Below are 25,584 nucleotides of genomic sequence, written 5' to 3'. Positions count from 1 at the left end.
CAGACATCGCTCCCGAACCTGGCGACCCCAACCGTGAAGGGGCTACGCTGCCGCCGCCTGAGGAGAAAATTAGAAATGACCTTCGTCGTCACCGACAACTGCATCAAGTGCAAGTACACCGACTGCGTAGAAGTCTGTCCGGTGGACTGCTTTTACGAAGGCCCGAACTTCCTGGTGATTCACCCGGACGAGTGCATCGACTGCGCCCTGTGCGAACCGGAATGCCCGGCCGTCGCGATTTTCTCTGAGGACGAAGTTCCGGAGGATATGCAGGAGTTCATTCAACTGAACGTTGAATTGGCTGAAATCTGGCCGAACATCACCGAGAAGAAAGAATCGCTGCCGGATGCCGAAGAGTGGGATGGCGTCAAAGGCAAGATCAAAGACCTCGAACGCTGATCTGTCGCGCGTTACCAAAAGGCCCCTTGCGGGCCTTTTTGCTTTTTCGGATTTTACTTTTCTACAGGCAAAAAAAGGGGCGGTATGACCCGCCCACATTTTTCCCTATTCCCTGTATTCCTTTTCATCGTCCTGATGAATCGCGTCCTGCGATGTCCGTTCCCCTCTTCCCTGAAGGGCGTGTCTGTCCGTCGACACAGTGCTGATACTAGAGAGTTCCCTGCCGAGAGCAATCGGCCCGGCGGGATGAAAATCGCTGTAATAAGCACTTCATATTAAAAAATAAGCATATAAATCAATTGGTTAAATACGACTCTCGGCAGTAGTCGACGTCTACCGTCCTGCAAAAATGGGGAACGCTTACGAAAGAGTAAGCCAAGGCTTACACCGCAAGACTACAAACGATGGAAATGCTGACCATTTGTCCGGCAATGAACTTTGTGGCGAGGGAGCTTGCTCCCGCTTGAGTGCGCAGCGCTCATGAACCTTTAGGGTTGCTGCGCAACCCGGCGGGAGCAAGCTCCCTCGCCACAGACAGTCATCAGCCAATATCCGAGCAATAAAAAAGCCCCGAACCAGTCGGGGCTTCTTGCGGCAGGCGTGTGAGGCGCTTACTGAAACAGCGACTCGCTCGACAGGCCATTCTTCTCGAGGATTTCGCGAAGGCGCTTGAGGCCTTCCACCTGGATCTGCCGCACCCGTTCCCGGGTCAGGCCGATCTCCAGGCCTACGTCTTCCAGCGTGCTGCTCTCATGGCCGCGCAGGCCGAAGCGGCGTACGACCACCTCGCGCTGCTTGTCGGTCAGTTCCGAGAGCCATTGATCGATGCTCTGCGACAGGTCGTCATCCTGCAGCAGTTCACATGGATCGGTCGGACGGTCATCCGTCAGGGTGTCCAGCAGGGTTTTATCCGAATCCGGACCCAGCGAGACGTCGACCGAAGAAACCCGCTCGTTCAGGCCGAGCATGCGCTTGACCTCGCCCACCGGTTTTTCCAGCAGGTTGGCGATTTCTTCAGGTGAAGGTTCGTGATCGAGCTTTTGCGTCAGCTCCCGTGCCGCCCGCAGGTACACGTTGAGCTCCTTGACCACATGGATCGGCAACCGGATCGTCCGGGTCTGATTCATGATCGCGCGCTCGATGGTCTGACGAATCCACCAGGTCGCGTAGGTCGAGAAGCGGAAGCCGCGCTCGGGATCGAACTTTTCCACTGCGCGGATCAGGCCGAGATTACCCTCTTCGATCAGATCCAGCAGCGACAGCCCCCGATTGACGTAACGCCGGGCGATCTTCACGACCAGCCGCAGGTTACTTTCAATCATGCGCTTGCGCCCGGCAGGGTCGCCACTTTGCGACAGACGCGCAAAATGAACTTCTTCCTCCGGGGAGAGCAGTGGTGAAAAGCCGATTTCGTTGAGATACAGCTGCGTGGCATCGAGTGCCCGAGTGTAGTCGATGTACTTGTGTTGTTTAAGTGAAGCGGATTGTCTGGATTTGGAACGAACGGAAGGTGGAGCAGCCCCTTCATCATTCGACATCGAAGATTCCGAATCGATGCCGGCCTCCATAAGGAGAACCTCATCGTCGATGTCAAACTCCGGCACTTCTTTACTGAGAGCCATTGTTATAGTCCTTTGGTGAGTTCGACCCCAAGCTCAAGCGACGCCTTTATCCTTGGCAGCGCTGGAGCCTGTCCCCTCTACGCGACGGAACAGGCTGGCCTCAAATCAACGTTTGGGCAGGAACTGCAGCGGATCTACAGGTTTACCTTGGCGGCGAATCTCAAAATGCAGTTTCACCCGGTCTGTACCCGTGGACCCCATTTCGGCAATTGTCTGTCCGACCTTGACCTGCTGCCCCTCCCGTACCAACAGCCTGCGGTTATGTCCGTAGGCACTGACGTAGGTTTCGCTGTGTTTGATGATGACTAATTCGCCGTAGCCCCTTAAGCCACTCCCGGCGTAAACCACCGTCCCATCAGACGCAGCTAAAACAGGCTGTCCCAAATCTCCGGCGATATCAATTCCTTTATTCAAACTACCGTTTGAAGAGAATTTTCCAATCAGAATGCCATTAGATGGCCATCCCCAGCCGGTCGGGGCCGGGCCCGGTGGAGGCATCGGAGCCGGAGTCGATTTGTTCGCGACGGACGGTGCAGCCCCCGCAGCAGCGGCTCCGGAGCCGGTCACGGTGGTGGTCGTCGTGCCATTCGCCTGGCGCCGGATGACCGTGGTTTTGCTCGACGATGATGGCGCGGAACTGCCGTTGCTCACCACCGCTGTCGGTGTTGAACCGGTGCGGCCGTCAAAGCGAATTGTCTGACCCGGGTGGATCGTATACGGCGTAGGAATATTGTTGCGGGCCGCGAGGGCTTTGTAGTCCCAGCCATAGCGAAAAGCGATGGAAAACAGCGTATCGCCCGGACGGACTACATACTGTCCGGTCGTGACGGCCGGACGCTGGGCCGCCGCGCTGTTGCGATCGACCACCCGCACGTTGCTCGATTTGGTGCTGGAGCAACCGACCAGCAAGGTGCTCAATACAAGGCCAGTCACCAGGCGCTGAAAGCTCGTGTTACCCATACGCTGCGCAATGACTGTGAGACTCACCCGCCGCTCCCTTTGTGGTGGCTGAAATATGTGGAATGCCGAATCGCGGCAAGTAGTGTCGCAAGTATAACGGGCCGAACCGGCTTTACCGTTAAAGATGCGAAAACGCTTCACGCACACGTTTGCCCGTGGACAATTCGTAGCGTTTAAACCATCACTGCCGGTGTAAGACACAGGCCAGCGCAAGGAATTCAGCGCCCGCAAATAAATGCTCAGGCCAGCGGGCCATTGAGCAATGGCACGAAACGCACAGCTCCCAATACGTGACGGGAAAAGCCGTGTTCTTCACGCACGATCAACATCAGTTGCTGCACTTCCCCCGAGCCGACCGGAATCACCATCCGCCCACCCGGTGCCAGTTGATCGAGCAAGGCCTGCGGCACGTCGGTCGCGACCGCGGTGACGATAATGCCGTTGTACGGCGCCAGCGCCGGCCAGCCTTCCCAGCCATCGCCCCAGCGGAACACCACGTTGCGCAAGTTAAGCTCGACCAGGCGTTCCTTGGCCCGATCCTGCAGGACCTTGATGCGTTCGACCGAAAATACCCGCTCAACCAGTTGCGACAGCACGGCTGTCTGATATCCCGAACCGGTCCCGATCTCCAGCACCTTGTCCAGCGGCCCCGCCTCCAGCAGCAGCTCGCTCATGCGCGCCACCATATAAGGCTGGGAGATGGTCTGGTTGTGGCCGATCGGCAGTGCGGTGTCTTCGTACGCGCGGTGCGCCAGCGCTTCATCGACAAACAGATGACGCGGCGTACGGCGGATCACTTCCAGCACCTTGGCGTTGGACAGGCCTTCTTCATACAGCCGCTGGATCAGACGTTCACGGGTGCGCTGCGACGTCATGCCGATGCCGCTGCGCAGTCTGTCTTCGTGTTCACGAGCCATCAGCGCAGTTCCTCCAGCCAGCCGTCGAGACTTCTGAAGGCATCATTGAAAGTGCGATCGAGCTGCAACGGCGTGATCGACACATACCCCTGCATCACCGCATGAAAGTCAGTGCCCGGGCCGCCGTCTTCGGCATCACCGGCCGCAGCAATCCAGTAGCCGGCCTTGCCACGCGGGTCGACCACTTTCATCGGCGCCGCAGCACGGGCGCGATGGCCCAGACGGGTCAACTGAATGCCACGAATATGATCGATCGGCAGATTGGGAATGTTCACGTTCAGCACCGTGCGCGGCGGCAGGTCCAGCCCGGCGTGGGCCTCGACCAGTTTGCGCGCGAAATGTGCCGCTGTCGCCAGGTTGTCCACCTGTCGTGAGCACAGCGAGAACGCAAACGAAGGGCGCTCGAGAAAGCGTCCTTCGAGGGCTGCCGCCACAGTGCCGGAATACAGCACGTCATCGCCCAGATTGGCACCGAGATTGATCCCGGAAACCACCATGTCCGGCTCGCGCTCCAGCAGGCCGTTGAGGCCCAGGTGCACGCAGTCGGTCGGCGTACCGTTGAGGCTGATGAAACCGTTGGCCAGGTATTGCGGGTGCAACGGACGGTCGAGCGTCAGCGAACTGCTGGCGCCGCTTTTGTCCTGCTCCGGGGCGATAACCACGCATTCGGTGTAATCCGCCAGCGCAGCATAAAGCGCGGCGAGACCGGGTGCGGTTACCCCATCGTCGTTAGAAATCAGAATACGCATGGGCTGTCCGTCTGCCCCACCGGCACCAGATCAACGAGTTCGCGCACCAATACGGTGGCGAAGCATCCGGCCGGGAGGACGAATTCCAGTTGCAGAATGTCAGGCTGGGGATAATGCCACGACAACCCGCCAATGGGCAGCCGCAGGATGCGACGTTCGTGGCTCATTCCGGCATTGATCAACCAATCGCGCAGATCCGCCTCACGCTCGGCAATCCCCTGCTCCAGATCATGGACAGCGCCGGCGGCCGGTGAGTCACCTTCGCCCCACTGCGGACCGGTCGGGTGCAGGTCGAGAATCGCCAGGCGCGGATCGCTGCATTCGGCCTCACCGGCCGGGAAAAAACTGCGGCTGTCGGTGAACGCCAGCAGATCGCCGACTTGCGCCTGCTGCCAGGTGCCATCGGCCACCCGGGCGGCCAGTACCTGATTGAACAGAAAACTGCGCGCCGTCGATAGCAGCCGCGAGCGCACATTGCGCTGCTCCGGTAGCGCCTTGCGCGCCGCCCAGGCACGCGCATCAACGACGTTACCGCCGTCATGGCCGAAACGCTGGGCGCCGAAATAATTGGGAATGCCTTGCCTGGCGATGAGTTGCAGACGCTGCTCGATCGCATCCTTGTCGCCGGCAAACTGGGTCAGGCGCAAGGTGAAGCCGTTCGCCGAATGCGCGCCGCGTTGCAGCTTGCGCTTGTGCCGCGTGGTTTTAAGGATCTTCAGCGTGTCGTTTTCCGCCGCCGACAGATCCGGATCAGCCTTGCCCGGCAGTTGCACGCTGAACCACTGACGGGTCAACGCCTGACGATCCTTGAGCCCGGCATAACTGACGGTGCGCAACGGCACGCCGGCGGCCTTGGCAATTCGGCGCGCTGCTTCTTCGGTATTCAGGCCACGTTTTTCGACCCAGATCCACAGGTGCTCACCATCGCCGCTGAACGGGATGTCGAGCACTTCATCGACCTGAAAATCTTCGGCGATGGCTTTCAGAACCGCAGTGCCGAGTGGTTCGCCATAGGCCCCCGGGCCAAGCAATTGCAGTTCGTTCATGCGCGCAGCAACAAGGCAACGGAATGCACGGCGATGCCTTCTTCGCGACCGACAAAGCCGAGCTTTTCGGTGGTGGTAGCTTTCACGTTCACTTGATCCAGTTCAACTTGCAGATCGGCGGCGATCAACGCGCGCATCGCTTCGATATGCGGGGCCATTTTCGGTGCCTGAGCGACGATGGTGTTGTCGACGTTGCCGACTTTCCAACCCTTGGCGTGGATCAGCGCGACCACATGCCGCAGCAGCACACGGCTGTCGGCGCCCTTGAATTGCGGGTCGGTGTCCGGAAAGTGCTTGCCGATATCGCCCAGCGCGGCCGCGCCTAGCAAAGCATCGCTCAAGGCGTGCAGCAGGACGTCACCGTCGGAATGAGCGAGCAGCCCGAAGCCGTGTGCAATACGCACGCCGCCCAGAGTAATGAAATCGCCTTCAGCGAAACGGTGAACATCGTAGCCGTGGCCAATACGCATAAAAAAACGCCCCGATTTTTGTCAGGGCGTGATTCTACCTGCATTAACCGCGCAGGGCGCGTGCGTGATGCTGCAAGTGGTCGTCAATGAAGCTTGAGATGAAGAAATAGCTGTGGTCGTAGCCCGGTTGCAGGCGCAGCGTCAGCGGATGACCCGCTTGTTTTGCAGCTTGTTGCAGGGCTTCGGGTTTGAGCTGCGTGGCGAGGAAGTCATCGCGATCCCCCTGATCGACCAGCAACGGCAGTTTCTCGTCGGCGTCAGCAATCAGCGCGCAGGCATCCCATTCTTTCCACTTGGAACGGTCTTCGCCCAGATAGCGGGAGAATGCTTTCTGCCCCCACGGACAATCCATCGGGTTGTTGATCGGCGAAAACGCCGACACCGACTGGTAACGCCCCGGATTGCGCAGCGCGCAGACCAGCGCACCGTGACCGCCCATGGAGTGGCCGCTGATGCTGCGTTTGTCCGACGCCGGGAAATGCGCTTCAACCAGTGCAGGCAATTCCTGCACGACATAGTCATGCATCCGATAGTGCCGCGACCATGGTTCCTGCGTGGCATTCAGATAGAACCCGGCGCCAAGGCCGAAATCCCAGGCGCCATCCGGATCACCCGGCACATCCGGGCCGCGCGGACTGGTGTCCGGCGCGACGATGATCAGACCGAGTTCGGCGGCCATGCGCATCGCCCCGGCCTTCTGCATGAAGTTCTCGTCGGTGCAGGTCAGACCGGACAGCCAGTACAGCACCGGCAGCTTGCCACCCTGCTCCGCTTGCGGCGGCAGGTACACGGCAAACACCATGTCGCAGCCGAGCACGTCGGAACGGTGGCGATAGCGCTTGTGCCAGCCGCCGAAACTTTTCTGACAGGAGATGTTTTCCAGACTCATGTAAAGACTCCTACGCGGCCCCGGCTATAAACCTTCAAGGCCTGTAGCCGTGGCGTCGCGATTGATCAGAAATGAATGACGGTGCGGATGCTCTTGCCTTCGTGCATCAGGTCGAAGGCCTTGTTGATGTCTTCCAGACCCATGGTGTGGGTAATGAAAGTATCGAGCGGGATCTCGCCGCTCTGCGCCATGTCAACGTAGCTTGGCAACTCGGTACGACCACGCACGCCGCCAAATGCCGAACCACGCCAGACGCGACCGGTCACCAACTGGAACGGACGGGTCGAAATTTCCTGACCGGCGCCGGCAACACCGATGATCACCGATTCGCCCCAGCCCTTGTGGCAACATTCCAGCGCCGCGCGCATCAGTTGCACGTTGCCGATGCACTCGAAGGAAAAGTCGACGCCGCCGTCGGTCATGTCGACGATCACTTCCTGGATCGGACGATCGAAGTCTTTCGGGTTGACGCAATCGGTGGCGCCCAACTGCTTGGCGATCTCGAACTTGGCCGGGTTGATGTCGATGGCGATGATCCGCGCGGCCTTGGCTTTCACTGCGCCAATGACTGCCGACAGACCGATGCCGCCGAGACCGAAGATCGCCACGGTGTCACCGGGCTTGACCTTGGCGGTGTTGATCACCGCACCGATGCCGGTGGTTACACCGCAACCGAGCAGGCAGACCTTTTCCAGCGGCGCATCCTTGGCAATTTTCGCCACGGAGATTTCCGGCAGTACCGTGTATTCCGAGAACGTCGAAGTACCCATGTAGTGGAAAATCGTTTGGCCCTTGTAGGAAAAGCGCGAAGTGCCGTCCGGCATCAGACCTTTGCCCTGAGTAGCGCGAATCGCCTGACACAGGTTGGTCTTGCCCGACTTGCAGAATTTGCACTGGCCGCATTCCGGGGTGTACAGCGGAATCACGTGGTCACCGACGGCGACCGAGGTGACGCCCTCGCCGATGGCTTCAACGATCGCGCCACCTTCGTGGCCAAGGATCGACGGGAAGATGCCTTCCGGATCCGCACCAGACAGGGTGTAGGCATCGGTGTGGCAAACCCCGGAAGCCACCACGCGCAGCAACACTTCACCGGCCTTGGGCATGGCCACATCGACTTCTACGATTTCCAGCGGCTTCTTGGCCTCGAAGGCAACGGCGGCGCGCGACTTGATCATGCTGACTCTCCAGTGAATCCAATGAATAAAAAACCAGACCGGCAGTGTAGTTCAGCGCCAACTGATTAATAATCCGGACAAATGCAAAATATTATTGCTGTACAGGGATAATCAAATGTCCGAAAACCGCTGGGAAGGTATTGATGAGTTCGTCGCCGTCGCCGAATGCAGCCAATTCACCGCTGCGGCCGAACGCCTTGGGGTTTCTTCCTCACACATCAGTCGACAAATCGTACGGCTGGAGGATCGATTACAGACGCGCCTGCTCTACCGCAGCACCCGTCGTGTGACCCTGACCGAAGCCGGTCAGACCTTTCTGCAGCATTGTCAGCGCCTGCAGGACGGTCGCGAGGAAGCTCTGCGCGCGGTCGGCGACCTGACCAGCGAACCGAAAGGCATGCTGCGCATGACCTGCGCCGTGGCCTATGGCGAGCGGTTTATCGTGCCGCTGGTGACGCGGTTCATGGGGCAATACCCGCAACTGCGCGTTGATATCGAGCTGAGTAACCGCCAACTCGATCTGGTGCATGAGGGACTGGATCTGGCGATCCGTCTGGGCCGATTGCAGGATTCTCGATTGGTCGCCACCCGCCTGGCGCCGCGTCGGATGTACCTGTGCGCGTCTCCGTCCTACGTGGAACGGTATGGCCGCCCACACAGCTTGTCGGAACTGAGCCGGCACAATTGCCTGATCGGCAGCTCGGACCTGTGGCAACTGGAACAGAACGGCCGGGAGTTTTCCCAGCGCGTACAGGGAAACTGGCGCTGCAACAGTGGGCAAGCGGTGCTGGATGCGGCGCTGCAAGGGGTCGGCCTGTGTCAGTTGCCGGACTATTACGTGCTGGAGCATTTGCACAGTGGTGCGCTGATTTCGCTGCTGGAGGCGCATCAGCCGCCGAATACGGCGGTGTGGGCGTTGTATCCACAGCAGCGGCATTTGTCGCCGAAGGTGCGCAAGTTGGTGGATTTTTTGAAGGAAGGGTTGGCCGAGCGGCCGGAGTATCGGAGCTGAGTGATGGGTTGTCTGTGCCGACGCCTTCGCGAGCAAGCTCGCTCCCACAGGGGATCCGCAGTGGATGCAGATTGGGTGTCAGGCGCGAATCAAATGTGGGAGCGAGCTTGCTCGCGAAGGCGGCAGAACAGGCAACACAGCACTTAGCGGCGATTGGCCCAGCGTTGACGCAACCACTCCAGGTCTTCCGGCCGGGTGACCTTGAGGTTGTCCGCCCGCCCTTCGATCAGGCGGGGCGCCAGACCGGCCCACTCCATCGCCGAGGCTTCATCGGTAATCACCGCATCCGCCACCAGACTGTCGGCCAACGCCCGATGCAAGGCACCGAGACGGAACATCTGCGGCGTATAGGCTTGCCAGATCACGCTGCGATCCACGGTTTCAAGCACACGACCGTGCTTGTCGACCCGCTTCAGGGTATCGCGCGCTGGCACGGCCAGCAGACCGCCGACGGCATCATCCGCCAGTTCAACCAGCAACTTGTCGAGATCGTCGCGACTCAGGTTGGGCCGTGCCGCATCGTGCACCAGCACCCAATCATCGTCATCGGCACCCTGCGCATGCAAATGCAGCAAAGCGTTCAGCACCGACCCGGAACGCTCCGTGCCGCCCTCGACCCGCTGAATCCGCGAGTCGCTGGCGCAAGCCAGGTTTGGCCAATAAGGATCATCAACAGCCAGACTGACCACCAGCCCCTTGAGGCTCGGGTGATCAAGGAAACAGCCGAGGCTGTGTTCGAGAATTGTGCGCCCGCCCAGTTGCAGATATTGCTTGGGACGGTCCGCGGCCATTCGGGCACCGACGCCCGCGGCAGGAATCACGGCCCAGAAGGCCGGCAGGGAATCGATCATTGCGCGAGCTGGTAAAGGGTTTCACCGTCCTTGACCATGCCCAGCTCATGGCGAGCCCGCTCTTCAACGGTCTCCATGCCTTTCTTCAATTCGCTGACTTCGGCGTCCATCACCCGATTGCGCTCCAGCAGGCCTTCGTTCTCGGCGTGCTGATCAGCAATCTGCTGCTTCAGCTCGGCGACCTGCGCCAGACTGCCATTGCCCACCCACAGGCGGTACTGCAGACCGGCCAGCAGCAAGAGCAAAACGAGAAACAACCAGTAAGGACTGCGCATCGAATATCAGGTATCCAGTGAAAAAAGACAGCCACGCGAAAACTTTGAAACGTCTGATAGCACGAAGCCTGGAAGATCCAGGCTTGTGCATGTAAGGCATCAGATTAGTGGCAAATCCATCGCTGTCACGACTTTTCCGACACAATCCGGTGTCTTTTTACCATTTACCACTCAGCCGCGGAACTCGCTGCGACCGTTGTACTTGGCTTTGCCATTCAACTGCTCTTCGATACGCAGCAGTTGGTTGTACTTGGAAACGCGGTCGGAACGGCACAGCGAACCGGTCTTGATCTGGCCAGCCGAAGTGCCCACGGCCAGGTCGGCGATGGTCGAATCTTCGGTTTCGCCCGAACGGTGCGAGATCACCGCGGTGTAACCGGCAGCCTTGGCCATCTGGATGGCTTCCAGGGTTTCGGTCAGGGTACCGATCTGGTTGAACTTGATCAGGATCGAGTTGGCGATCTTTTTATCGATGCCTTCTTTCAGGATCTTGGTGTTGGTCACGAACAGGTCGTCGCCGACCAGTTGGGTCTTCTCGCCGATCTTGTCGGTGAGGATCTTCCAGCCAGCCCAGTCGGACTCGTCCAGACCGTCTTCGATCGAGATGATCGGATAACGTTCGGTCAGGCCTTTCAGATAATCGGCGAAACCTTCAGCGGTGAACACCTGGCCTTCACCGGACAGGTTGTACTTGCCGTCTTCGTAGAATTCGCTGGCCGCGCAGTCCAGCGCCAGGGTAACGTCGGTGCCCAACTTGTAACCGGCGTTGGCCACGGCTTCGGAGATCACTTTCAGCGCGTCTTCGTTGGACGCCAGGTTCGGTGCGAAACCGCCTTCGTCGCCAACGGCGGTGCTCAGGCCACGGGCCTTCAGCACAGCTTTGAGGTGATGGAAAATCTCGGTGCCCATACGCAGACCTTCCGAGAACGTCTTGGCGCCAACCGGCTGCACCATGAATTCCTGGATGTCGACGTTGTTATCGGCGTGCTCGCCACCGTTGATGATGTTCATCATCGGAACTGGCATCGAGTAAACACCCGGGGTACCGTTCAGGTTGGCGATGTGTGCGTACAGTGGCAGATCCTGGTCCTGTGCAGCCGCCTTGGCCGCAGCCAGGGAAACGGCGAGGATGGCGTTGGCGCCCAGGGTTGCCTTGTTTTCGGTACCGTCGAGCTTGATCATCGCGTGGTCCAGGGCTTTCTGGTCGCTTGGGTCGGTGCCCAGCAGCAGATCGCGGATCGGACCGTTGATGTTGGCTACCGCCTTGAGCACACCTTTGCCCAGGTAACGGCTCTTGTCGCCATCACGCAGCTCGAGCGCTTCACGCGAGCCAGTGGATGCACCGGAAGGCGCGCAGGCGCTGCCGATGATGCCGTTGTCGAGAAGCACGTCCGCTTCCACGGTGGGATTGCCACGGGAGTCGAGAACTTCACGACCTTTGATGTCGACGATTTTTGCCATTGTTGTAAACACTCCAAAGTTGACGAAAACGACGCAGCTAGAGGAAATCTTTTTACCGTCGGCAAGTGGTGTGCAGCGGGCAGCTTGCAGACGACAACGCACATGCCCGAGGGCATGTGCGACAAATCGTGCGGTACTTTACCGGAGAATTGAGCTTTACGCGGTTTCTACCGTCGGAAAACTCTTCACCAGTTCGTCCAAGGCTTTGAGCTGGGCCAGAAATGGCTCCAGTTTGTCCAGACGCAAGGCGCAAGGGCCGTCGCATTTGGCGTTGTCCGGATCCGGATGCGCTTCGAGGAACAGACCGGCCAGCGACTGGCTCATGCCGGCCTTGGCCAGATCGGTGACCTGGGCGCGGCGACCGCCGGCGGAGTCGGAACGACCGCCAGGCATTTGCAGCGAGTGAGTCACGTCGAAGAATACCGGGTACTCGAACTGCTTCATGATGCCGAAGCCGAGCATGTCGACCACGAGGTTGTTGTAGCCGAAGCTCGAACCACGCTCGCAGAGGATCAATTGATCGTTACCCGCTTCCACGCACTTGTTCAGGATGTGTTTCATTTCCTGAGGCGCGAGGAACTGGGCTTTCTTGATGTTGATCACAGCGTTGGTCTTGGCCATCGCCACGACCAGATCGGTCTGGCGCGACAGGAAGGCCGGCAGCTGAATGATGTCGCAGACTTCAGCGACGACCGCGGCCTGATCAGGCTCGTGGACGTCGGTGATGATCGGCACGCCGAAGGCTTGTTTGATGTCCTGGAAGATGCGCATGCCTTCTTCCAGGCCAGGACCACGATATGAAGTCACAGAAGACCGGTTGGCCTTGTCGAAGCTGGCCTTGAACACGTAAGGGATACCGAGTTTCTCGGTGACCTTCACGTACTCTTCGCAAACCTGCATGGCCATGTCACGGCTTTCCAGCACGTTCATGCCGCCGAACAGCACCATGGGTTTGTCGTTGGCGATTTCGATGTTGCCAACGCGAATGATCTTCTGTGCCATCGGGTTACGCCTTCTTCTGGTGTTGAGCCAACGCTGCTTTTACGAAACCGCTGAACAGCGGGTGACCGTCACGTGGCGTCGAGGTGAACTCCGGGTGGAACTGGCAAGCGACGAACCATGGATGATCCGGTGCTTCGACCACTTCAACCAGCGCGGCATCAGCGGAGCGACCGGAGATTTTCAGGCCGGCTTCGATGATTTGTGGCAGCAGGTTGTTGTTCACTTCGTAGCGGTGACGGTGACGTTCAACGATCACGTCCTTGCCGTAGCAATCGTGCACCTTGGAGCCGGCTTCGAGCAGGCATTCCTGAGCGCCGAGGCGCATGGTGCCGCCCAGATCGGACGCTTCGGTACGCACTTCAACCGCGCCGGTGGCGTCTTCCCACTCGGTGATCAGACCCACGACCGGATGGCCGCTGGCGCGATCGAATTCGGTGGAGTTGGCGTCTTTCCAGCCCAGCACGTTACGGGCGAACTCGATAACCGCCACTTGCATGCCCAGGCAGATGCCCAGGTACGGAACCTTGTTTTCGCGAGCGTATTGAACGGCGGTGATCTTGCCTTCGACGCCACGCAGACCGAAGCCGCCCGGAACGAGGATCGCGTCGACACCTTCGAGCAGCGCAGTGCCCTGGTTCTCGATGTCTTCGGAATCGATGTAACGCAGGTTGACCTTGGTACGGTTGGTGATGCCGGCGTGACTCATCGCTTCGATCAGCGACTTGTAGGCGTCCAGCAGCTCCATGTACTTGCCGACCATCGCGATGGTCACTTCGTGCTCTGGGTTGAGCTTGGCATCGACGACCTTTTCCCACTCGGACAGGTCGGCGCCATTGCATTGCAGGCCGAAACGCTCGACGACGAAATCGTCCAGGCCCTGGGCATGCAGCACGGCCGGGATCTTGTAGATGGTGTCGACGTCTTCCAGGGAGATCACCGCACGCTCTTCAACGTTGGTGAACAGTGCGATCTTGCGACGCGACGACACATCCACCGGATGGTCGGAGCGGCAGATCAGCACGTCTGGCTGCAGGCCGATCGAACGCAGCTCTTTGACCGAGTGCTGGGTTGGCTTGGTTTTGGTCTCGCCAGCGGTGGCGATGTACGGAACCAGAGTCAGGTGCATCAGCATCGCGCGCTTGGAACCGACTTCCACACGCAGCTGACGGATGGCTTCGAGGAACGGTTGCGATTCGATGTCGCCAACGGTACCGCCGATTTCCACCAGGGCCACGTCGGCATCGCCGGCACCCTTGATGATGCGACGCTTGATTTCGTCGGTGATGTGCGGAATCACCTGGATGGTTGCACCCAGGTAGTCACCACGGCGCTCTTTGCGCAGCACGTGCTCGTAGACACGGCCGGTGGTGAAGTTGTTGTTCTGGGTCATGGTCGTGCGGATGAACCGCTCGTAGTGGCCCAGGTCTAGGTCGGTCTCGGCGCCGTCGTGGGTGACGAACACTTCACCGTGCTGGAACGGGCTCATGGTGCCCGGGTCGACGTTGATGTACGGATCCAGCTTAAGCATGGTGACCTTAAGCCCCCGCGCCTCCAGGATGGCCGCCAATGAAGCCGAGGCAATGCCTTTCCCCAATGAAGAAACAACACCGCCCGTGACGAATATGTAGCGCGTCATGAAAAACCCTAGAAGTCTGCGTTAAAGCGGTACGAGCCGCCGGGGAAAGCGAAGGAAGGCCGAAGCCCCCGATCACCTGCATTAATCACAGTGCACCTTTCAAAAAAACCGCCGCGTTGGGACAGACCGGCAGATGAAACACCGGTACGTTGCTCGCTACACATTTTTTGGAATCGCCCAGCAAAGACTGCTTGGTAATCGGCAACTCCTGCAATTCAGGCGAATCCACAGAAGTTGTATCAAGAAGGGAGCGTAGTCTACCGGAATGCCCCTTTCATCTCAAACCTTGATCTTCGTCTGTTGGCTGCCAATGCAATTTCCAGCCGTCCGGCCCCTGCCCGTCAAGGCCAGGCAGGTTCGCCACGGCGAGCAATTCTGTGCCGCGAAACAGCAGCGGCAATCTGCCACGGACGAAGCCCGGCACCGCGCGCTCATTGAGCAGGCGCTTGAGATCGCGGTGGCCGCGTCCCGCCAGATGCATCAGCTCGCCGCCCTGCCGATAGCCAATGCGCAGCGGCCCGACGGGAGTCTGCCCGCTGAACATGACACGCCCGTTATTCGCCAAGCGTAGCGGCGTCGACGGGTCAGGCCACTCGACGCTGACCGCTGGCGCGCGCAGCCAGCCTCCGCTCAACCACCATACCCGGCCGGCGCTGCGATGCAGCTCACCGTCGGCCAGACGCCAGACCGGGGATGCATCGCTGGCAGCACCGCATAGGTCGTTCCAACCCGACCAATGGTCAGTGTCGGGCAACCGGGTCAGCGGTTCGAGCCAGTGGCTGAGTGCATTGCGCTGACGAGCGGCGGACAAATTCGTCAGCGGCGCCAGCTCCAGCGACGGTAGGCCCAGCCATGAAAACTCGCTCGGCGTGACGGCTTGCGCGAGATCGAGCTGCGCCAGCTCATCGAGCAGGCCTTGCGCCTCACGCAGGTGCGCCGCACTGCGGGCCATGCTCGCCTGCGCCTGCGGCCAGCGCGCCGTGAGCAATGGCAACACCTGATGGCGCAGATAGTTGCGCGAGAACTGCCGATCTTCGTTCGAAGGGTCTTCGATCCAGCGCAACTGGTGCGCGCGGGCGTAAGCCTCAAGCTCGGTGCGCGTCACGTCGAGCAATGGCCGCAGCAGCACGCCCTGCCCCAACGGTCGCTGCGCCGGCATCGCCGAAAGTCCGCGAACACCGGCACCGCGCATTAAACGAAACAACAGGGTTTCGGCCTGATCATCACGGTGCTGACCTGTCAGAAGCAAATCCCCAGCCTCGGTCAGCGATGCGAACGCCGCATACCGCGCCTCCCGCGCCGCTCTTTCAAGACTGGCGCCGGGTTGCACCGTCACCCGCATCACGTGCAGCGGCACACCCAGCGCATCGCAGACCGACTGACAATGCGCCGGCCACGCATCAGCCGCAGCCTGGAGGCCATGGTGGATATGGATGGCGCTGAGCGCCGGCAGGGAATGGTGTTGGGCGAGATGGGCCAGCAGATGCAGCAGGACGGTGGAATCGAGACCACCGGAGAAAGCCACGCGCCAGGTCCTGGCATTGCGCCAGGCTGCAACGTTCAGCAGAAGCCGGGACGGCAGATCACTCACGGACTGACCCCTATCTAACTGTTTGCCCAAATCAAATGTGGGAGCGGGCTTGCTCGCGAAGGCGTTTAAACAATCAACACATCTGTCGACTGTTATACCGCTTTCGCGAGCAAGCCCGCTCCCACATTGGGTATTGCGAGATCTGTCAGAGACCGTAGCTCATCAGACGATCGTAACGACGCTTGAGCAGCGCTTCGTTGTCGAACTTCTTCAGCATCGCCAGTTGCGAGCTCAGCTCGGCACGGATCGACGCAGCGGCAGCGGCCGGATCACGGTGGGCGCCGCCCAGAGGCTCGCCGATCACCTTGTCAACGATACCCAGACCTTTCAGGCGCTCGGCGGTGATGCCCATAGCTTCAGCGGCATCCGGCGCTTTTTCGGCGGTTTTCCACAGAATCGAAGCGCAACCTTCCGGCGAGATCACCGCGTAGGTCGAATATTGCAGCATGTTCAGCTGATCGCAGACACCGATCGCCAGTGCACCGCCGGAACCACCCTCACCGATTACGGTGGCGATGATCGGGGTCTTCAGGCGCGACATCACGCGCAGGTTCCAGGCAATCGCTTCGCTCTGGTTACGCTCTTCAGCGTCAATGCCCGGGTAAGCACCCGGGGTGTCGATGAAGGTCAGGATCGGCATCTTGAAGCGCTCGGCCATCTCCATCAGACGGCAGGCCTTGCGGTAGCCTTCCGGACGCGGCATGCCGAAGTTGCGGCGCACCTTCTCGCGCACTTCACGGCCCTTCTGGTGACCGATGATCATCACCGGCTGGTCTTCCAGACGTGCCACGCCGCCCACAATGGCCGCGTCGTCGGAGAAGTGACGGTCACCGTGCAGTTCGTCGAACTCGGTGAAAATGTGCTCGATGTAGTCGAGGGTGTACGGGCGTTTCGGGTGACGCGCCAGGCGTGCGATCTGCCAGCTGGTCAGCTTGCCGAAGATGTCTTCGGTCAGCGTGCGGCTCTTGTCCTGCAGGCGGGAGATCTCATCGCCGATATTCAGCGAATTGTCATTACCGACCAAGCGCAACTCTTCGATCTTGGCTTGCAGGTCGGCGATCGGCTGTTCGAAATCTAGAAAATTCGGGTTCATAGGCGTCCGTCTTGGGTCGTGTCCCAAATGAGCTTGGGCCGGCCGGTTGTCTATTCGCGCCCTACCTTAAGGGAGAGGCGCGCTGAGGTCGAGATTAAAAATTCAGGTTGTGGGCGAGCGCAATGATGGCACTTGCCGGTCAACGGTATTGGAGGAAGACGTTGTCTCGCCCGAACTGGTCACGCAGGGCTTGAATCAACGCATCCGCCGGGTCGATTCGCCAGGTCTCGCCGAACTGCAGCAAGGTCTTCGCATCGGGACTGGTGTACTCCATGGTGATCGGGCACGCCCCGCGGTGACGCTTGAGCAGCTCACCCAACCAGCGTAGCTGATCGCCTTTCAAGTCCTGAGTGTGCAGCTTCAGGCGCAGGCTCTCGGCCAGATTGGTCCGTGCATCCTCCATGCTCATCACTCGCTTGACCCGTAGGCGCAGGCCGCCGGAGAAGTCGTCGTTGCTGACCTCGCCTTCAACCACCACCATCGCGTCGGTCTGCAACAACGACTGCGCGGAGTGGAACGCATCGGCGAACAGCGACGCCTCGATCCGCCCCGAGCGGTCGTCGAGGGTGATAAAGCCCATCTTGTCGCCCTTCTTGTTCTTCATCACCCGCAGAGCAATGATCATCCCGGCCACGGTTTGCGTGTCGCGGGCCGGTTTCAGGTCGATGATGCGCTGCCGGGCGAAACGGCGAATCTCGCCTTCGTACTCGTCGATCGGGTGACCGGTCAGGTACAGGCCCAGAGTGTCTTTCTCACCCTTGAGCCGCTCCTTGAGGGTCAGCTCCTTGGCCTTGCGGTGCGTCGCGTAGACGTCCGCATCTTCCTCGACAAACAGCCCGCCGAACAGGTCGGCATGGCCGCTGTCGCGGGTGCGCGCGGTCTGTTCGGCCGACTTGATCGCCTCCTCCATCGCCGCCAACAGCACCGCGCGGTTGCGGTCGATGTTGGCCTGATAAGCCTTCTGCTCGTCATGGAAGTACGGCCCGAGGCGATCCAGCGCGCCGCTGCGGATCAAACCGTCCAGCGTGCGTTTGTTGATGCGCTTGAGGTCGACCCTGGCGCAGAAGTCGAACAGATCCTTGAATGGACCGGCCTGACGAGCCTCGGTAATCGCTTCCACCGGACCTTCACCGACACCTTTGATCGCGCCCAGGCCGTACACGATGCGGCCTTCGTCGTTCACCGTGAACTTGAACTCCGAAGTGTTCACGTCCGGCGCGTCGAGGCGCAGCTTCATCGTGCGCACTTCCTCGATCAAGGTCACGACCTTGTCGGTGTTGTGCATATCCGCCGAAAGCACCGCCGCCATGAATGGCGCCGGGTAATGGGCTTTCAGCCAGGCAGTCTGGTACGACACCAGGCCGTAAGCAGCGGAGTGGGACTTGTTGAAGCCGTAACCGGCGAATTTTTCCACCAGGTCGAAAATGTTACCGGCAAGATCCGCGTCGATATTGTTCGACGCACAACCCTCAATGAAGCCGCCGCGCTGTTTGGCCATTTCCTCGGGTTTTTTCTTACCCATCGCCCGACGCAGCATGTCCGCACCACCGAGGGTGTAACCGGCCATGACCTGGGCGATCTGCATCACCTGTTCCTGATACAGAATGATGCCGTAAGTCGGCGCCAGTACCGGCTGCAGGCCTTCATACTGGTAATCCGGATGCGGATAAGCCAATTCGGCGCGGCCGTGCTTACGGTTGATGAAGTCATCCACCATGCCCGATTGCAGCGGGCCCGGACGGAACAGGGCCACCAGTGCGATCAAGTCTTCGAGACAGTCAGGCTTGAGCTTTTTGATCAGCTCTTTCATGCCCCGGGATTCGAGCTGGAATACCGCAGTGGTTTCAGCTTTTTGCAGCAACTGATAAGTCGGTTTGTCATCCAGCGGGATAAACGCGATATCCAGCGGCGGCTCGTTGACCTTGGCGCGGTCACGGTTGATGGTTTTCAGCGCCCAGTCGATGATCGTCAGGGTCCGCAGGCCGAGGAAGTCGAACTTCACCAGACCGGCGGCCTCCACGTCGTCCTTGTCGAACTGGGTTACCAGACCGTCACCGGCCTCGTCGCAATAGATCGGCGAGAAGTCGGTCAGCTTGGTCGGCGCGATTACCACACCACCGGCGTGCTTGCCGACGTTACGCACCACGCCCTCAAGCTTGCGCGCCATCTCCCAGATTTCCGCCGCTTCCTCATCGACCTTGATGAAGTCGCGCAGGATCTCCTCCTGCTCGTAGGCTTTTTCCAGGGTCATGCCGACTTCGAACGGAATCATCTTCGACAGACGATCCGCCAGGCCGAATGACTTGCCCTGGGCACGCGCCACGTCGCGCACCACAGCCTTGGCGGCCATGGAACCGAAGGTGATGATCTGGCTTACCGCGTTGCGACCGTATTTCTCGGCCACGTAGTCGATCACCCGGTCACGACCGTCCATGCAGAAGTCGACGTCGAAGTCGGGCATCGAGACCCGTTCCGGGTTAAGGAAACGTTCGAACAGCAGGTCGTATTCCAGCGGATCGAGGTCAGTGATCTTCTGCACATAGGCCACCAGCGAGCCGGCACCCGACCCACGGCCCGGGCCCACCGGCACGCCGTTGTTCTTGGCCCACTGGATAAAGTCCATCACGATCAGGAAATAACCGGGGAAGCCCATCTGGATGATGATATCCAGCTCGAAATTCAGCCGGTCGACATAGACCTGACGCTTGGCCTCGTAGTCTTCGGTAGTGTCCTTGGGCAGCAGTACGCTGAGGCGGTCTTCCAGACCGTCGAACGACACCTTGCGGAAATATTCGTCGATGGTCATGCCATCGGGAATCGGGTAGTCGGGCAGGAAGTGCTTGCCCAGCTTCACGTCGATGTTGCAGCGCTTGGCGATCTCGACGGTGTTTTCGATCGCGTCGGGAATGTCGCTGAACAGCTCGGCCATTTCCTCGGCGCTTTTGAGGTATTGCTGGTCGCTGTAATTCTTCGAACGCCGCGGATCGTCGAGGGCACGGCCCTCACCGATGCACACGCGGGTTTCGTGAGCGGCGAAGTCTTCCTGCTTGATGAAACGCACATCGTTGGTCGCCACCAGCGGCGCGCCGAGCTTGTCGGCCAGGGCCACGGCACCGTGCAGTTGCTCTTCGTCGTTGGGACGATTGGTGCGCTGGATCTCCAGATAGAAACGATCCGGGAACACCGCCATCCATTCGCGCGCCAGCGTTTCGGCTTCGTCCGGGTTGCCACTGATCATGGCCATGCCGATCTCGCCTTCTTTGGCGGCGGACAGCATGATCAAGCCTTCGTTGGCCTCGGCGACCCATTCACGCTCGATGATGATCATGCCGTTGCGCTGGCCGTCGATGAAGCCGCGCGAGATCAGCTCGGTGAGATTGCGATAACCCTTGGCGTTCATCACCAACAGGCTGATCCGGCTCAATGGCCCGTCCGGATCCTTGTTCGACAGCCACAGGTCGGCACCGCAGATCGGCTTGATGCCGGCGCCCATGGCGTTTTTATAGAATTTGACCAGGGAACACATGTTGTTCTGATCGGTGACCGCCACGGCCGGCATGTTCATGCCGGTCAGCGCCTTGACCAGTGGCTTGATCCGCACCAGCCCGTCGACCAGGGAGTATTCAGTGTGCAGGCGTAGATGAACGAATGAAGCCGGCATAGTGATCCTGTCCAGTTACATAGAGACAACAAGGCCCGGATTGTACCGGGCCTCGAACAAAACATCAGCCTTGCGCCTAAACCTGCGTCAGACCTTCAAGCGCCTCGTAAGCCTGACGCACCGGGGCGAAGGAGCGCCGGTGAATCGGTGTCGGGCCAAGCCGCACCAACGCTTCCAGATGAACGGGCGTCGGATAGCCTTTATGGCCGCCGATGCCGTACCCCGGGTAGATCAATTCGAATGCAGCCATTTCACGGTCGCGACTGACCTTGGCCAGAATCGACGCGGCAGCGATGGCCGGCACCTTGCCGTCGCCCTGCACCACCGCTTCGGCGCGCATCGGCAGTTTCGGGCAGCGGTTGCCGTCGATCATCGCCAGTTTCGGCTGAATATGCAGCCCGGCCACCGCGCGCTGCATGGCGAGCATGGTCGCGTGCAAAATGTTCAGCTCGTCGATTTCCTCGACTTCGGCGCGAGCAATGCACCAGCTCAGGGATTTCTCGATGATCTCGTCGTAGAGTTTCTCGCGCTTGGCTTCAGTGAGTTTCTTCGAGTCGTTGAGGCCGAGGATCGGCCGGTTCGGATCGAGGATCACCGCCGCCGTCACCACTGCGCCGCACAACGGGCCGCGACCGACTTCGTCGACACCGGCCACCAGTTCTTCGACTTCGGCGACCAGGGTGAAATCCAGGCCCATCTGCATCGTCTTGCTCATTGTTTCTGACCGATCAGGTTGAGGACGGCATCCGCCGCCTGATTGGAAGCATCCAGCCGCAGGGTGCGGTGGATTTCGTCGAAGCCTCGGGTCTGCTCTTCGCCGCCTTCGATCAATGGCAACAGCGTCTGAGCCAGGGCCTCGACTGTCGCATCATCCTGCAACAATTCCGGCACCAACAGACGCTGGGCCAGCAGGTTCGGCAGCGACACGTACGGGCTCTTGACCATGCGCTTGAGAATCCAGAAGGTCAGCGGCGCCAGGCGATACGCAACGACCATTGGCCGCTTGTACAGCAACGCCTCAAGCGTCGCCGTGCCCGAAGCGATCAGCACCGCGTTGCACGCCGCCAGGGCCAGGTGCGATTTGCCATCGAGCAGGGTGACCGGCAAGTCGCGACCAACCAGCAACTCTTCGAGTTGAGCGCGACGCTCGGCATTGGCGCACGGGATGACGAAACGCAGCCCCGGGCGCATGGCCCGCAGACGCTCGGCCGTATCCAGGAACAGCGCACCGAGACGGCCGACTTCGCCACCGCGACTGCCGGGCATCAACGCGACCAGCGGCCCGTCGGGCAAACCGAGTTCGGCACGCGCTGCGGCGCGATCGGCCTGCAACGGAATGGTATCGGCCAGCGTATGACCGACGAACCGCACTGGCACGCCCTTCTCTTCGTAAAATTTTGCTTCGAACGGCAACAGGGTGAGCATCAGATCGCAGCCTTCGCGAATCTTCAGCACACGCTTCTGGCGCCACGCCCACACCGAAGGGCTGACGTAATGCACGGTCTTGATCCCGGCCTGACGCAGCTTGAGTTCGATGTTGAGGTTGAAATCGGGAGCGTCGATGCCGATGAACACATCCGGTTTCTCGGCGATCAGCGTGGCGATCAGGTCCTTGCGGCGCTTGAGCAGCTCGCGCAGCCGCCCGAGCACTTCCACCAGCCCCATGACCGACAGACGTTCCATGGGGAAATAGGACGTCAGGCCCTCGGCCTGCATCAACGGGCCACCAACACCGATGAACTCGACTGCCGGGTGTTGCGCCTTGAGGGCGCGCATGAGGCCGGCGCCCAGAATGTCACCGGAAGCTTCGCCCGCCACCAGCGCAATACGCAGACTGGCCATGATCAGCGGGTGATGCCGCGAGTCGACGACTGGATCGAGTCACGAAACAGCGCAACTTCCGGGAACTGCGCAGCAGGTTCGGCCAATTCGGCCAACGCTTGCTCCACGGTCAGGCCCTGGCGATACACGGTCTTATAAGCGCGGCGCAGCGCGTGAATCGCATCTTCGCTGAAACCACGACGGCGCATGCCTTCGAAGTTCATGCTGCGCGCTTCGGCCGGGTTGCCGAACACGGTGACGAACGCCGGAACGTCCTTGCCGATGGCAGTGCCCATGCCGGAAAAACTGTGGGCGCCGATGTGGCAGTACTGATGCACCAGGGTGAAACCGGAAAGGATCGCCCAATCGTCAACATGGACATGCCCGGCCAACGCGGTGTTGTTGACCAGGATGCAGTGGTTGCCGATGACGCTGTCATGCCCGATGTGGGCATAGGCCATGATCAGGTTGTGATCGCCCAGCGTGGTTTCCGAACGGTCCTGCACGGTGCCACGGTGAATCGTCACGCCTTCGCGAATGACGTTGTGATCACCGATCACCAGACGGGTTTCTTCGCCTTTGTACTTCAGATCCGGCGTGTCTTCGCCTACCGAGGAAAACTGGTAGATGCGGTTGTGCTTGCCGATGCGGGTCGGGCCTTTGAGGACCACATGCGGCCCGATCACGGTACCCTCGCCGATTTCCACACCTGCGCCGACGATCGACCACGGGCCGACCTCGACGCCGTCAGCCAGAACGGCCGACGGATCGATGATTGCGCGAGGGTCAATCAAACTCATAGCTTGCGTTCCGCACAGATGATTTCAGCCGAGCAGACTGGCTTGCCGTCGACCGAAGCCTGGCATTCGAATTTCCAGATCTGGCGCTTGCAGCTGATGAACTTGGCTTCCAGGATCAACTGGTCACCCGGCAGCACCGGCTGACGGAAACGCAGCTTGTCGGAACCGACGAAGTAGTAAAGGGTGCCATCGGCCGGTTTCACGTCGAGCATTTTGAAACCGAGGATCCCGGCAGCCTGGGCCATCGCTTCGATGATCAGTACGCCCGGCATGATCGGGTGCGCCGGGAAGTGGCCGTTGAAGAATGGCTCATTGATGCTGACATTCTTGTAGGCGCGAATGCGCTTGCCTTCAGTGTCCAGTTCCACCACCCGGTCCACCAGCAGGAACGGGTAACGGTGAGGCAGGTATTCGCGAATCTCGTTGATGTCCATCATTTCGGGGGGAAGCCTATGTAAAGATTGGGAGCGCGACTGACGCGCACTCCTCTAGCAAATCAAGGAGGCAGTCTAGAGGCTGTGCACACTTGATATGGAAATGGTATCAGCCATCAGATGAAGCATTGCTGCCGGGGGTCACTTCCCCGACGCGCTTTTCCAGCTGCTTCAAACGTCGCGCGAGGTCATCGAGCTGACGGATGCGGGCCGCGCTTTTGCGCCATTCGGCCGCCGGTTGCATGGCTGTGCCGGAAGAATAGGCGCCTGGCTCGGTAATCGAGTGGGTCACCATGGTCATCCCGGTCAGGAAAACGTTGTCGCAAATATCGATGTGCCCCACCAGGCCGACACCACCGGCGAGCATGCAGTGCTTGCCGATTTTGGTGCTGCCGGAGATACCGACACAGGCCGCCATGGCGGTGTGATCACCGACCTGGACGTTGTGCGCGATCTGGATCTGGTTGTCGAGTTTTACGCCGTTGCCGATCACGGTATCCGCCAGCGCGCCACGGTCGATTGCAGTGTTCACGCCGATCTCGACATCGTCGCCGATGGTCACGCCGCCGATCTGGGCGATCTTTTGCCAGATACCTTTCTCGTTGGCAAAACCGAAGCCTTCACCACCGAGAACGGCACCGGACTGGATCACTACACGCTTGCCGATGCGCACGTCGTGGTACAGCGTCACCCTCGGAGCGAGCCAGCCGCCCTCGCCGATTTCACTGCGGGCACCGATGACGCAATGGGCGCCCAGGGTGACCTGCGCACCGATGCGCGCACCGGCCTCAATCACCACAAACGGACCGATGCTGGCGCTTGGATCAACCACCGCATCCGGTGCAATCACCGCCGTGGGATGAACACCCGCAGTGGCTTTCGGTTTGGGATCGAACAGATGGGAGATACGGGCGTAAGCCAGATAAGGATCCGGCACCACCAGCGCGTTACCGACAAAACCTTCGGCATCGGCTTCCTTGAGCAACAGCGCAGCCGCCTGGGAACTTGCCAGGTATTTGCGATATTGAGGATTTGCCAGAAAGCTCAACTGAGCTGGGCCAGCCTCCTGCAAGGTGGCTAGCCCAGTAATTTGCGTCTCGGGGTCGCCACGCAGGGTGGCGCCGAGGAACTCGGCCAACTGGCCGAGCTTGATAGTCACGGTCATGGGTTACTTCAGCTGATTCATGCGCTCGATAACCTGGCGCGTGATGTCGTACTGTGGTTTGACATCGATCACTGCGCCACGCTCGAACACCAGGTCAAAGCCACCTTTTTTGATGACTTCTTCCACTGCGCTATCCAGTTTCGGCTTCAGTTGCTTGAGCATTTCGCGGTCGGCAACTGCCTTGGCTTCGTTCAGCTCCTTGGACTGGAACTGGAAGTCACGGGCCTTTTGCTTGAATTCCAGCTCCAGACGCTCACGCTCGCCCTGCTGCATCTTGTCGCCACCGGCCATCAGACGGTCCTGAATGCCCTTGGCGCTGCTTTCCAGCGTCTTGAGTTTGGTCAGTTGCGGACCGAACTTCTTCTCGGCATCCACGGCGTATTTCTTGGCCGCGTCGGATTCCAGCAATGCCATCTGATAGTTCAGAACGGCGATTTTCATGTCGGCGAACGCCGGGCCTGCCACCAGTACGGAGGCCAGGAGAACCAATTGAGTCAACTTACGCACGATGCACTCCTACAAAATCCATTGTCGTTATCTTGGGTCAGACGC

Annotated in this window: 24 protein-coding genes; 2 read left to right on the top strand and 22 right to left on the bottom strand. The window is 59.9% G+C overall.

Annotated elements, in window-relative coordinates; translation table 11 throughout:
• Positions 1-75: 75 nt before the first annotated feature.
• Positions 76-399, top strand: a complete 324-nt coding sequence (gene fdxA / locus ACOYXI_RS25160) for a ferredoxin FdxA (RefSeq protein ID WP_003222178.1) — start codon at positions 76-78, stop codon at positions 397-399.
• 611 nt (positions 400-1,010) lie between these two features.
• On the opposite strand, the gene rpoS is transcribed toward fdxA, so the two are convergent.
• The 8 genes from rpoS to ACOYXI_RS25120 all read right to left on the bottom strand — a co-directional run bounded on the left by rpoS (position 1,011) and on the right by ACOYXI_RS25120 (position 8,230).
• Entirely contained in the window at positions 1,011-2,021 is a 1,011-nt protein-coding gene (gene rpoS / locus ACOYXI_RS25155; protein WP_007964304.1) for an RNA polymerase sigma factor RpoS, read from the bottom strand.
• A 105-nt stretch (positions 2,022-2,126) separates the two neighbouring features.
• Positions 2,127-3,008 carry a peptidoglycan DD-metalloendopeptidase family protein gene (locus ACOYXI_RS25150; RefSeq protein ID WP_098967475.1) on the bottom strand — a complete coding sequence of 294 codons (882 nt, stop codon included), beginning with the start codon at positions 3,006-3,008 and terminating at the stop codon, positions 2,127-2,129.
• 212 nt (positions 3,009-3,220) lie between these two features.
• Entirely contained in the window at positions 3,221-3,856 is a 636-nt protein-coding gene (locus ACOYXI_RS25145; protein ID WP_169841266.1) for a protein-L-isoaspartate(D-aspartate) O-methyltransferase, read from the bottom strand.
• Positions 3,857-3,897: 41 nt separating this feature from the next.
• A complete protein-coding gene (gene surE, locus ACOYXI_RS25140) occupies positions 3,898-4,647 on the bottom strand; it encodes a 5'/3'-nucleotidase SurE (protein WP_047601272.1) in 750 nt (249 codons plus the stop codon).
• Complete coding sequence (gene truD / locus ACOYXI_RS25135) at positions 4,635-5,693, bottom strand: tRNA pseudouridine(13) synthase TruD (RefSeq protein WP_461675429.1); 1,059 nt, start codon at positions 5,691-5,693, stop codon at positions 4,635-4,637. The genes surE and truD overlap by 13 nt, the downstream gene beginning before the upstream one ends.
• Positions 5,690-6,163 carry a 2-C-methyl-D-erythritol 2,4-cyclodiphosphate synthase gene (ispF, locus tag ACOYXI_RS25130; RefSeq protein WP_027611044.1) on the bottom strand — a complete coding sequence of 158 codons (474 nt, stop codon included), beginning with the start codon at positions 6,161-6,163 and terminating at the stop codon, positions 5,690-5,692. Before ispF ends, truD begins: the two co-directional genes overlap by 4 nt.
• Before the next feature lie 43 nt (positions 6,164-6,206).
• Entirely contained in the window at positions 6,207-7,052 is an 846-nt protein-coding gene (fghA, locus tag ACOYXI_RS25125) for an S-formylglutathione hydrolase (protein ID WP_134785548.1), read from the bottom strand.
• Positions 7,053-7,117: 65 nt separating this feature from the next.
• Complete coding sequence (locus tag ACOYXI_RS25120; protein WP_027611042.1) at positions 7,118-8,230, bottom strand: S-(hydroxymethyl)glutathione dehydrogenase/class III alcohol dehydrogenase; 1,113 nt, start codon at positions 8,228-8,230, stop codon at positions 7,118-7,120.
• 115 nt (positions 8,231-8,345) lie between these two features.
• Here ACOYXI_RS25120 and ACOYXI_RS25115 point away from each other — a divergent pair, with 115 nt between their 5' ends.
• Complete coding sequence (locus tag ACOYXI_RS25115) at positions 8,346-9,242, top strand: LysR family transcriptional regulator (RefSeq protein ID WP_095138366.1); 897 nt, start codon at positions 8,346-8,348, stop codon at positions 9,240-9,242.
• A gap of 143 nt (positions 9,243-9,385) precedes the next feature.
• On the opposite strand, the gene ispD is transcribed toward ACOYXI_RS25115, so the two are convergent.
• The 14 genes from ispD to ACOYXI_RS25045 form a co-directional block, all read right to left on the bottom strand.
• Complete coding sequence (gene ispD, locus ACOYXI_RS25110; protein WP_027611041.1) at positions 9,386-10,093, bottom strand: 2-C-methyl-D-erythritol 4-phosphate cytidylyltransferase; 708 nt, start codon at positions 10,091-10,093, stop codon at positions 9,386-9,388.
• Entirely contained in the window at positions 10,090-10,368 is a 279-nt protein-coding gene (ftsB, locus tag ACOYXI_RS25105) for a cell division protein FtsB (protein WP_007964293.1), read from the bottom strand. The genes ispD and ftsB overlap by 4 nt, the downstream gene beginning before the upstream one ends.
• Positions 10,369-10,539: 171 nt before the next feature.
• The gene (eno, locus tag ACOYXI_RS25100; RefSeq protein WP_003222156.1) at positions 10,540-11,829 is read right to left on the bottom strand and encodes a phosphopyruvate hydratase; all 1,290 of its coding nucleotides are present in this window, start codon (positions 11,827-11,829) and stop codon (positions 10,540-10,542) included.
• A 156-nt stretch (positions 11,830-11,985) separates the two neighbouring features.
• Complete coding sequence (kdsA, locus tag ACOYXI_RS25095) at positions 11,986-12,831, bottom strand: 3-deoxy-8-phosphooctulonate synthase (RefSeq protein ID WP_098967470.1); 846 nt, start codon at positions 12,829-12,831, stop codon at positions 11,986-11,988.
• Positions 12,832-12,835: 4 nt separating this feature from the next.
• Entirely contained in the window at positions 12,836-14,467 is a 1,632-nt protein-coding gene (locus tag ACOYXI_RS25090; RefSeq protein ID WP_003222153.1) for a CTP synthase, read from the bottom strand.
• A gap of 274 nt (positions 14,468-14,741) precedes the next feature.
• On the bottom strand, positions 14,742-16,058 hold the full coding sequence (gene tilS, locus ACOYXI_RS25085) for a tRNA lysidine(34) synthetase TilS (RefSeq protein ID WP_461675428.1): 1,317 nt from the start codon (positions 16,056-16,058) through the stop codon (positions 14,742-14,744).
• A 145-nt stretch (positions 16,059-16,203) separates the two neighbouring features.
• Positions 16,204-17,151, bottom strand: coding sequence for an acetyl-CoA carboxylase carboxyltransferase subunit alpha (locus tag ACOYXI_RS25080; RefSeq protein ID WP_064586192.1), 948 nt, complete (start codon positions 17,149-17,151; stop codon positions 16,204-16,206).
• Between the two features lie 139 nt (positions 17,152-17,290).
• Entirely contained in the window at positions 17,291-20,812 is a 3,522-nt protein-coding gene (dnaE, locus tag ACOYXI_RS25075) for a DNA polymerase III subunit alpha (RefSeq protein ID WP_097086450.1), read from the bottom strand.
• A gap of 76 nt (positions 20,813-20,888) precedes the next feature.
• Entirely contained in the window at positions 20,889-21,515 is a 627-nt protein-coding gene (rnhB, locus tag ACOYXI_RS25070) for a ribonuclease HII (RefSeq protein ID WP_027611036.1), read from the bottom strand.
• An 8-nt stretch (positions 21,516-21,523) separates the two neighbouring features.
• On the bottom strand, positions 21,524-22,654 hold the full coding sequence (gene lpxB, locus ACOYXI_RS25065; protein WP_027611035.1) for a lipid-A-disaccharide synthase: 1,131 nt from the start codon (positions 22,652-22,654) through the stop codon (positions 21,524-21,526).
• A 2-nt stretch (positions 22,655-22,656) separates the two neighbouring features.
• Positions 22,657-23,433 (bottom strand): acyl-ACP--UDP-N-acetylglucosamine O-acyltransferase, encoded by a 777-nt coding sequence (gene lpxA, locus ACOYXI_RS25060; RefSeq protein WP_007964278.1) that lies wholly within the window; start codon positions 23,431-23,433, stop codon positions 22,657-22,659.
• Positions 23,430-23,870: a 3-hydroxyacyl-ACP dehydratase FabZ gene (gene fabZ / locus ACOYXI_RS25055; protein WP_003222142.1), complete on the bottom strand. Its 441-nt coding sequence runs from the start codon at positions 23,868-23,870 to the stop codon at positions 23,430-23,432. Before fabZ ends, lpxA begins: the two co-directional genes overlap by 4 nt.
• A 106-nt stretch (positions 23,871-23,976) precedes the next feature.
• Complete coding sequence (gene lpxD / locus ACOYXI_RS25050) at positions 23,977-25,032, bottom strand: UDP-3-O-(3-hydroxymyristoyl)glucosamine N-acyltransferase (RefSeq protein ID WP_135295056.1); 1,056 nt, start codon at positions 25,030-25,032, stop codon at positions 23,977-23,979.
• 3 nt (positions 25,033-25,035) lie between these two features.
• A complete protein-coding gene (locus ACOYXI_RS25045; protein WP_003222140.1) occupies positions 25,036-25,539 on the bottom strand; it encodes an OmpH/Skp family outer membrane protein in 504 nt (167 codons plus the stop codon).
• Positions 25,540-25,584: the final 45 nt, after the last annotated feature.

It is taken from the genome of Pseudomonas sp. G3-19, from assembly GCF_054855875.1.
This window is presented reverse-complemented; position numbering and strand designations above follow the sequence as displayed.

Bases quoted from the DNA above. Each gene is read 5' to 3' on its own strand.
- fghA (WP_134785548.1), bottom strand. From the start codon at position 7,052: ATGAGTCTGGAAAACATCTCCTGTCAGAAAAGTTTCGGCGGCTGGCAC.
- fabZ (WP_003222142.1), bottom strand. From the start codon at position 23,870: ATGATGGACATCAACGAGATTCGCGAATACCTGCCTCACCGTTACCCG.
- ACOYXI_RS25120 (WP_027611042.1), bottom strand. From the start codon at position 8,230: ATGATCAAGTCGCGCGCCGCCGTTGCCTTCGAGGCCAAGAAGCCGCTG.
- ACOYXI_RS25145 (WP_169841266.1), bottom strand. From the start codon at position 3,856: ATGACGTCGCAGCGCACCCGTGAACGTCTGATCCAGCGGCTGTATGAA.
- truD (WP_461675429.1), bottom strand. From the start codon at position 5,693: ATGAACGAACTGCAATTGCTTGGCCCGGGGGCCTATGGCGAACCACTC.
- ispF (WP_027611044.1), bottom strand. From the start codon at position 6,163: ATGCGTATTGGCCACGGCTACGATGTTCACCGTTTCGCTGAAGGCGAT.
- ispD (WP_027611041.1), bottom strand. From the start codon at position 10,093: ATGATCGATTCCCTGCCGGCCTTCTGGGCCGTGATTCCTGCCGCGGGC.
- fdxA (WP_003222178.1), top strand. From the start codon at position 76: ATGACCTTCGTCGTCACCGACAACTGCATCAAGTGCAAGTACACCGAC.
- ACOYXI_RS25115 (WP_095138366.1), top strand. From the start codon at position 8,346: ATGTCCGAAAACCGCTGGGAAGGTATTGATGAGTTCGTCGCCGTCGCC.
- ftsB (WP_007964293.1), bottom strand. From the start codon at position 10,368: ATGCGCAGTCCTTACTGGTTGTTTCTCGTTTTGCTCTTGCTGCTGGCC.
- kdsA (WP_098967470.1), bottom strand. From the start codon at position 12,831: ATGGCACAGAAGATCATTCGCGTTGGCAACATCGAAATCGCCAACGAC.
- dnaE (WP_097086450.1), bottom strand. From the start codon at position 20,812: ATGCCGGCTTCATTCGTTCATCTACGCCTGCACACTGAATACTCCCTG.
- ACOYXI_RS25090 (WP_003222153.1), bottom strand. From the start codon at position 14,467: ATGACGCGCTACATATTCGTCACGGGCGGTGTTGTTTCTTCATTGGGG.
- lpxB (WP_027611035.1), bottom strand. From the start codon at position 22,654: ATGGCCAGTCTGCGTATTGCGCTGGTGGCGGGCGAAGCTTCCGGTGAC.
- rnhB (WP_027611036.1), bottom strand. From the start codon at position 21,515: ATGCAGATGGGCCTGGATTTCACCCTGGTCGCCGAAGTCGAAGAACTG.
- lpxA (WP_007964278.1), bottom strand. From the start codon at position 23,433: ATGAGTTTGATTGACCCTCGCGCAATCATCGATCCGTCGGCCGTTCTG.
- lpxD (WP_135295056.1), bottom strand. From the start codon at position 25,032: ATGACCGTGACTATCAAGCTCGGCCAGTTGGCCGAGTTCCTCGGCGCC.
- rpoS (WP_007964304.1), bottom strand. From the start codon at position 2,021: ATGGCTCTCAGTAAAGAAGTGCCGGAGTTTGACATCGACGATGAGGTT.
- surE (WP_047601272.1), bottom strand. From the start codon at position 4,647: ATGCGTATTCTGATTTCTAACGACGATGGGGTAACCGCACCCGGTCTC.
- ACOYXI_RS25080 (WP_064586192.1), bottom strand. From the start codon at position 17,151: ATGAACCCGAATTTTCTAGATTTCGAACAGCCGATCGCCGACCTGCAA.
- eno (WP_003222156.1), bottom strand. From the start codon at position 11,829: ATGGCAAAAATCGTCGACATCAAAGGTCGTGAAGTTCTCGACTCCCGT.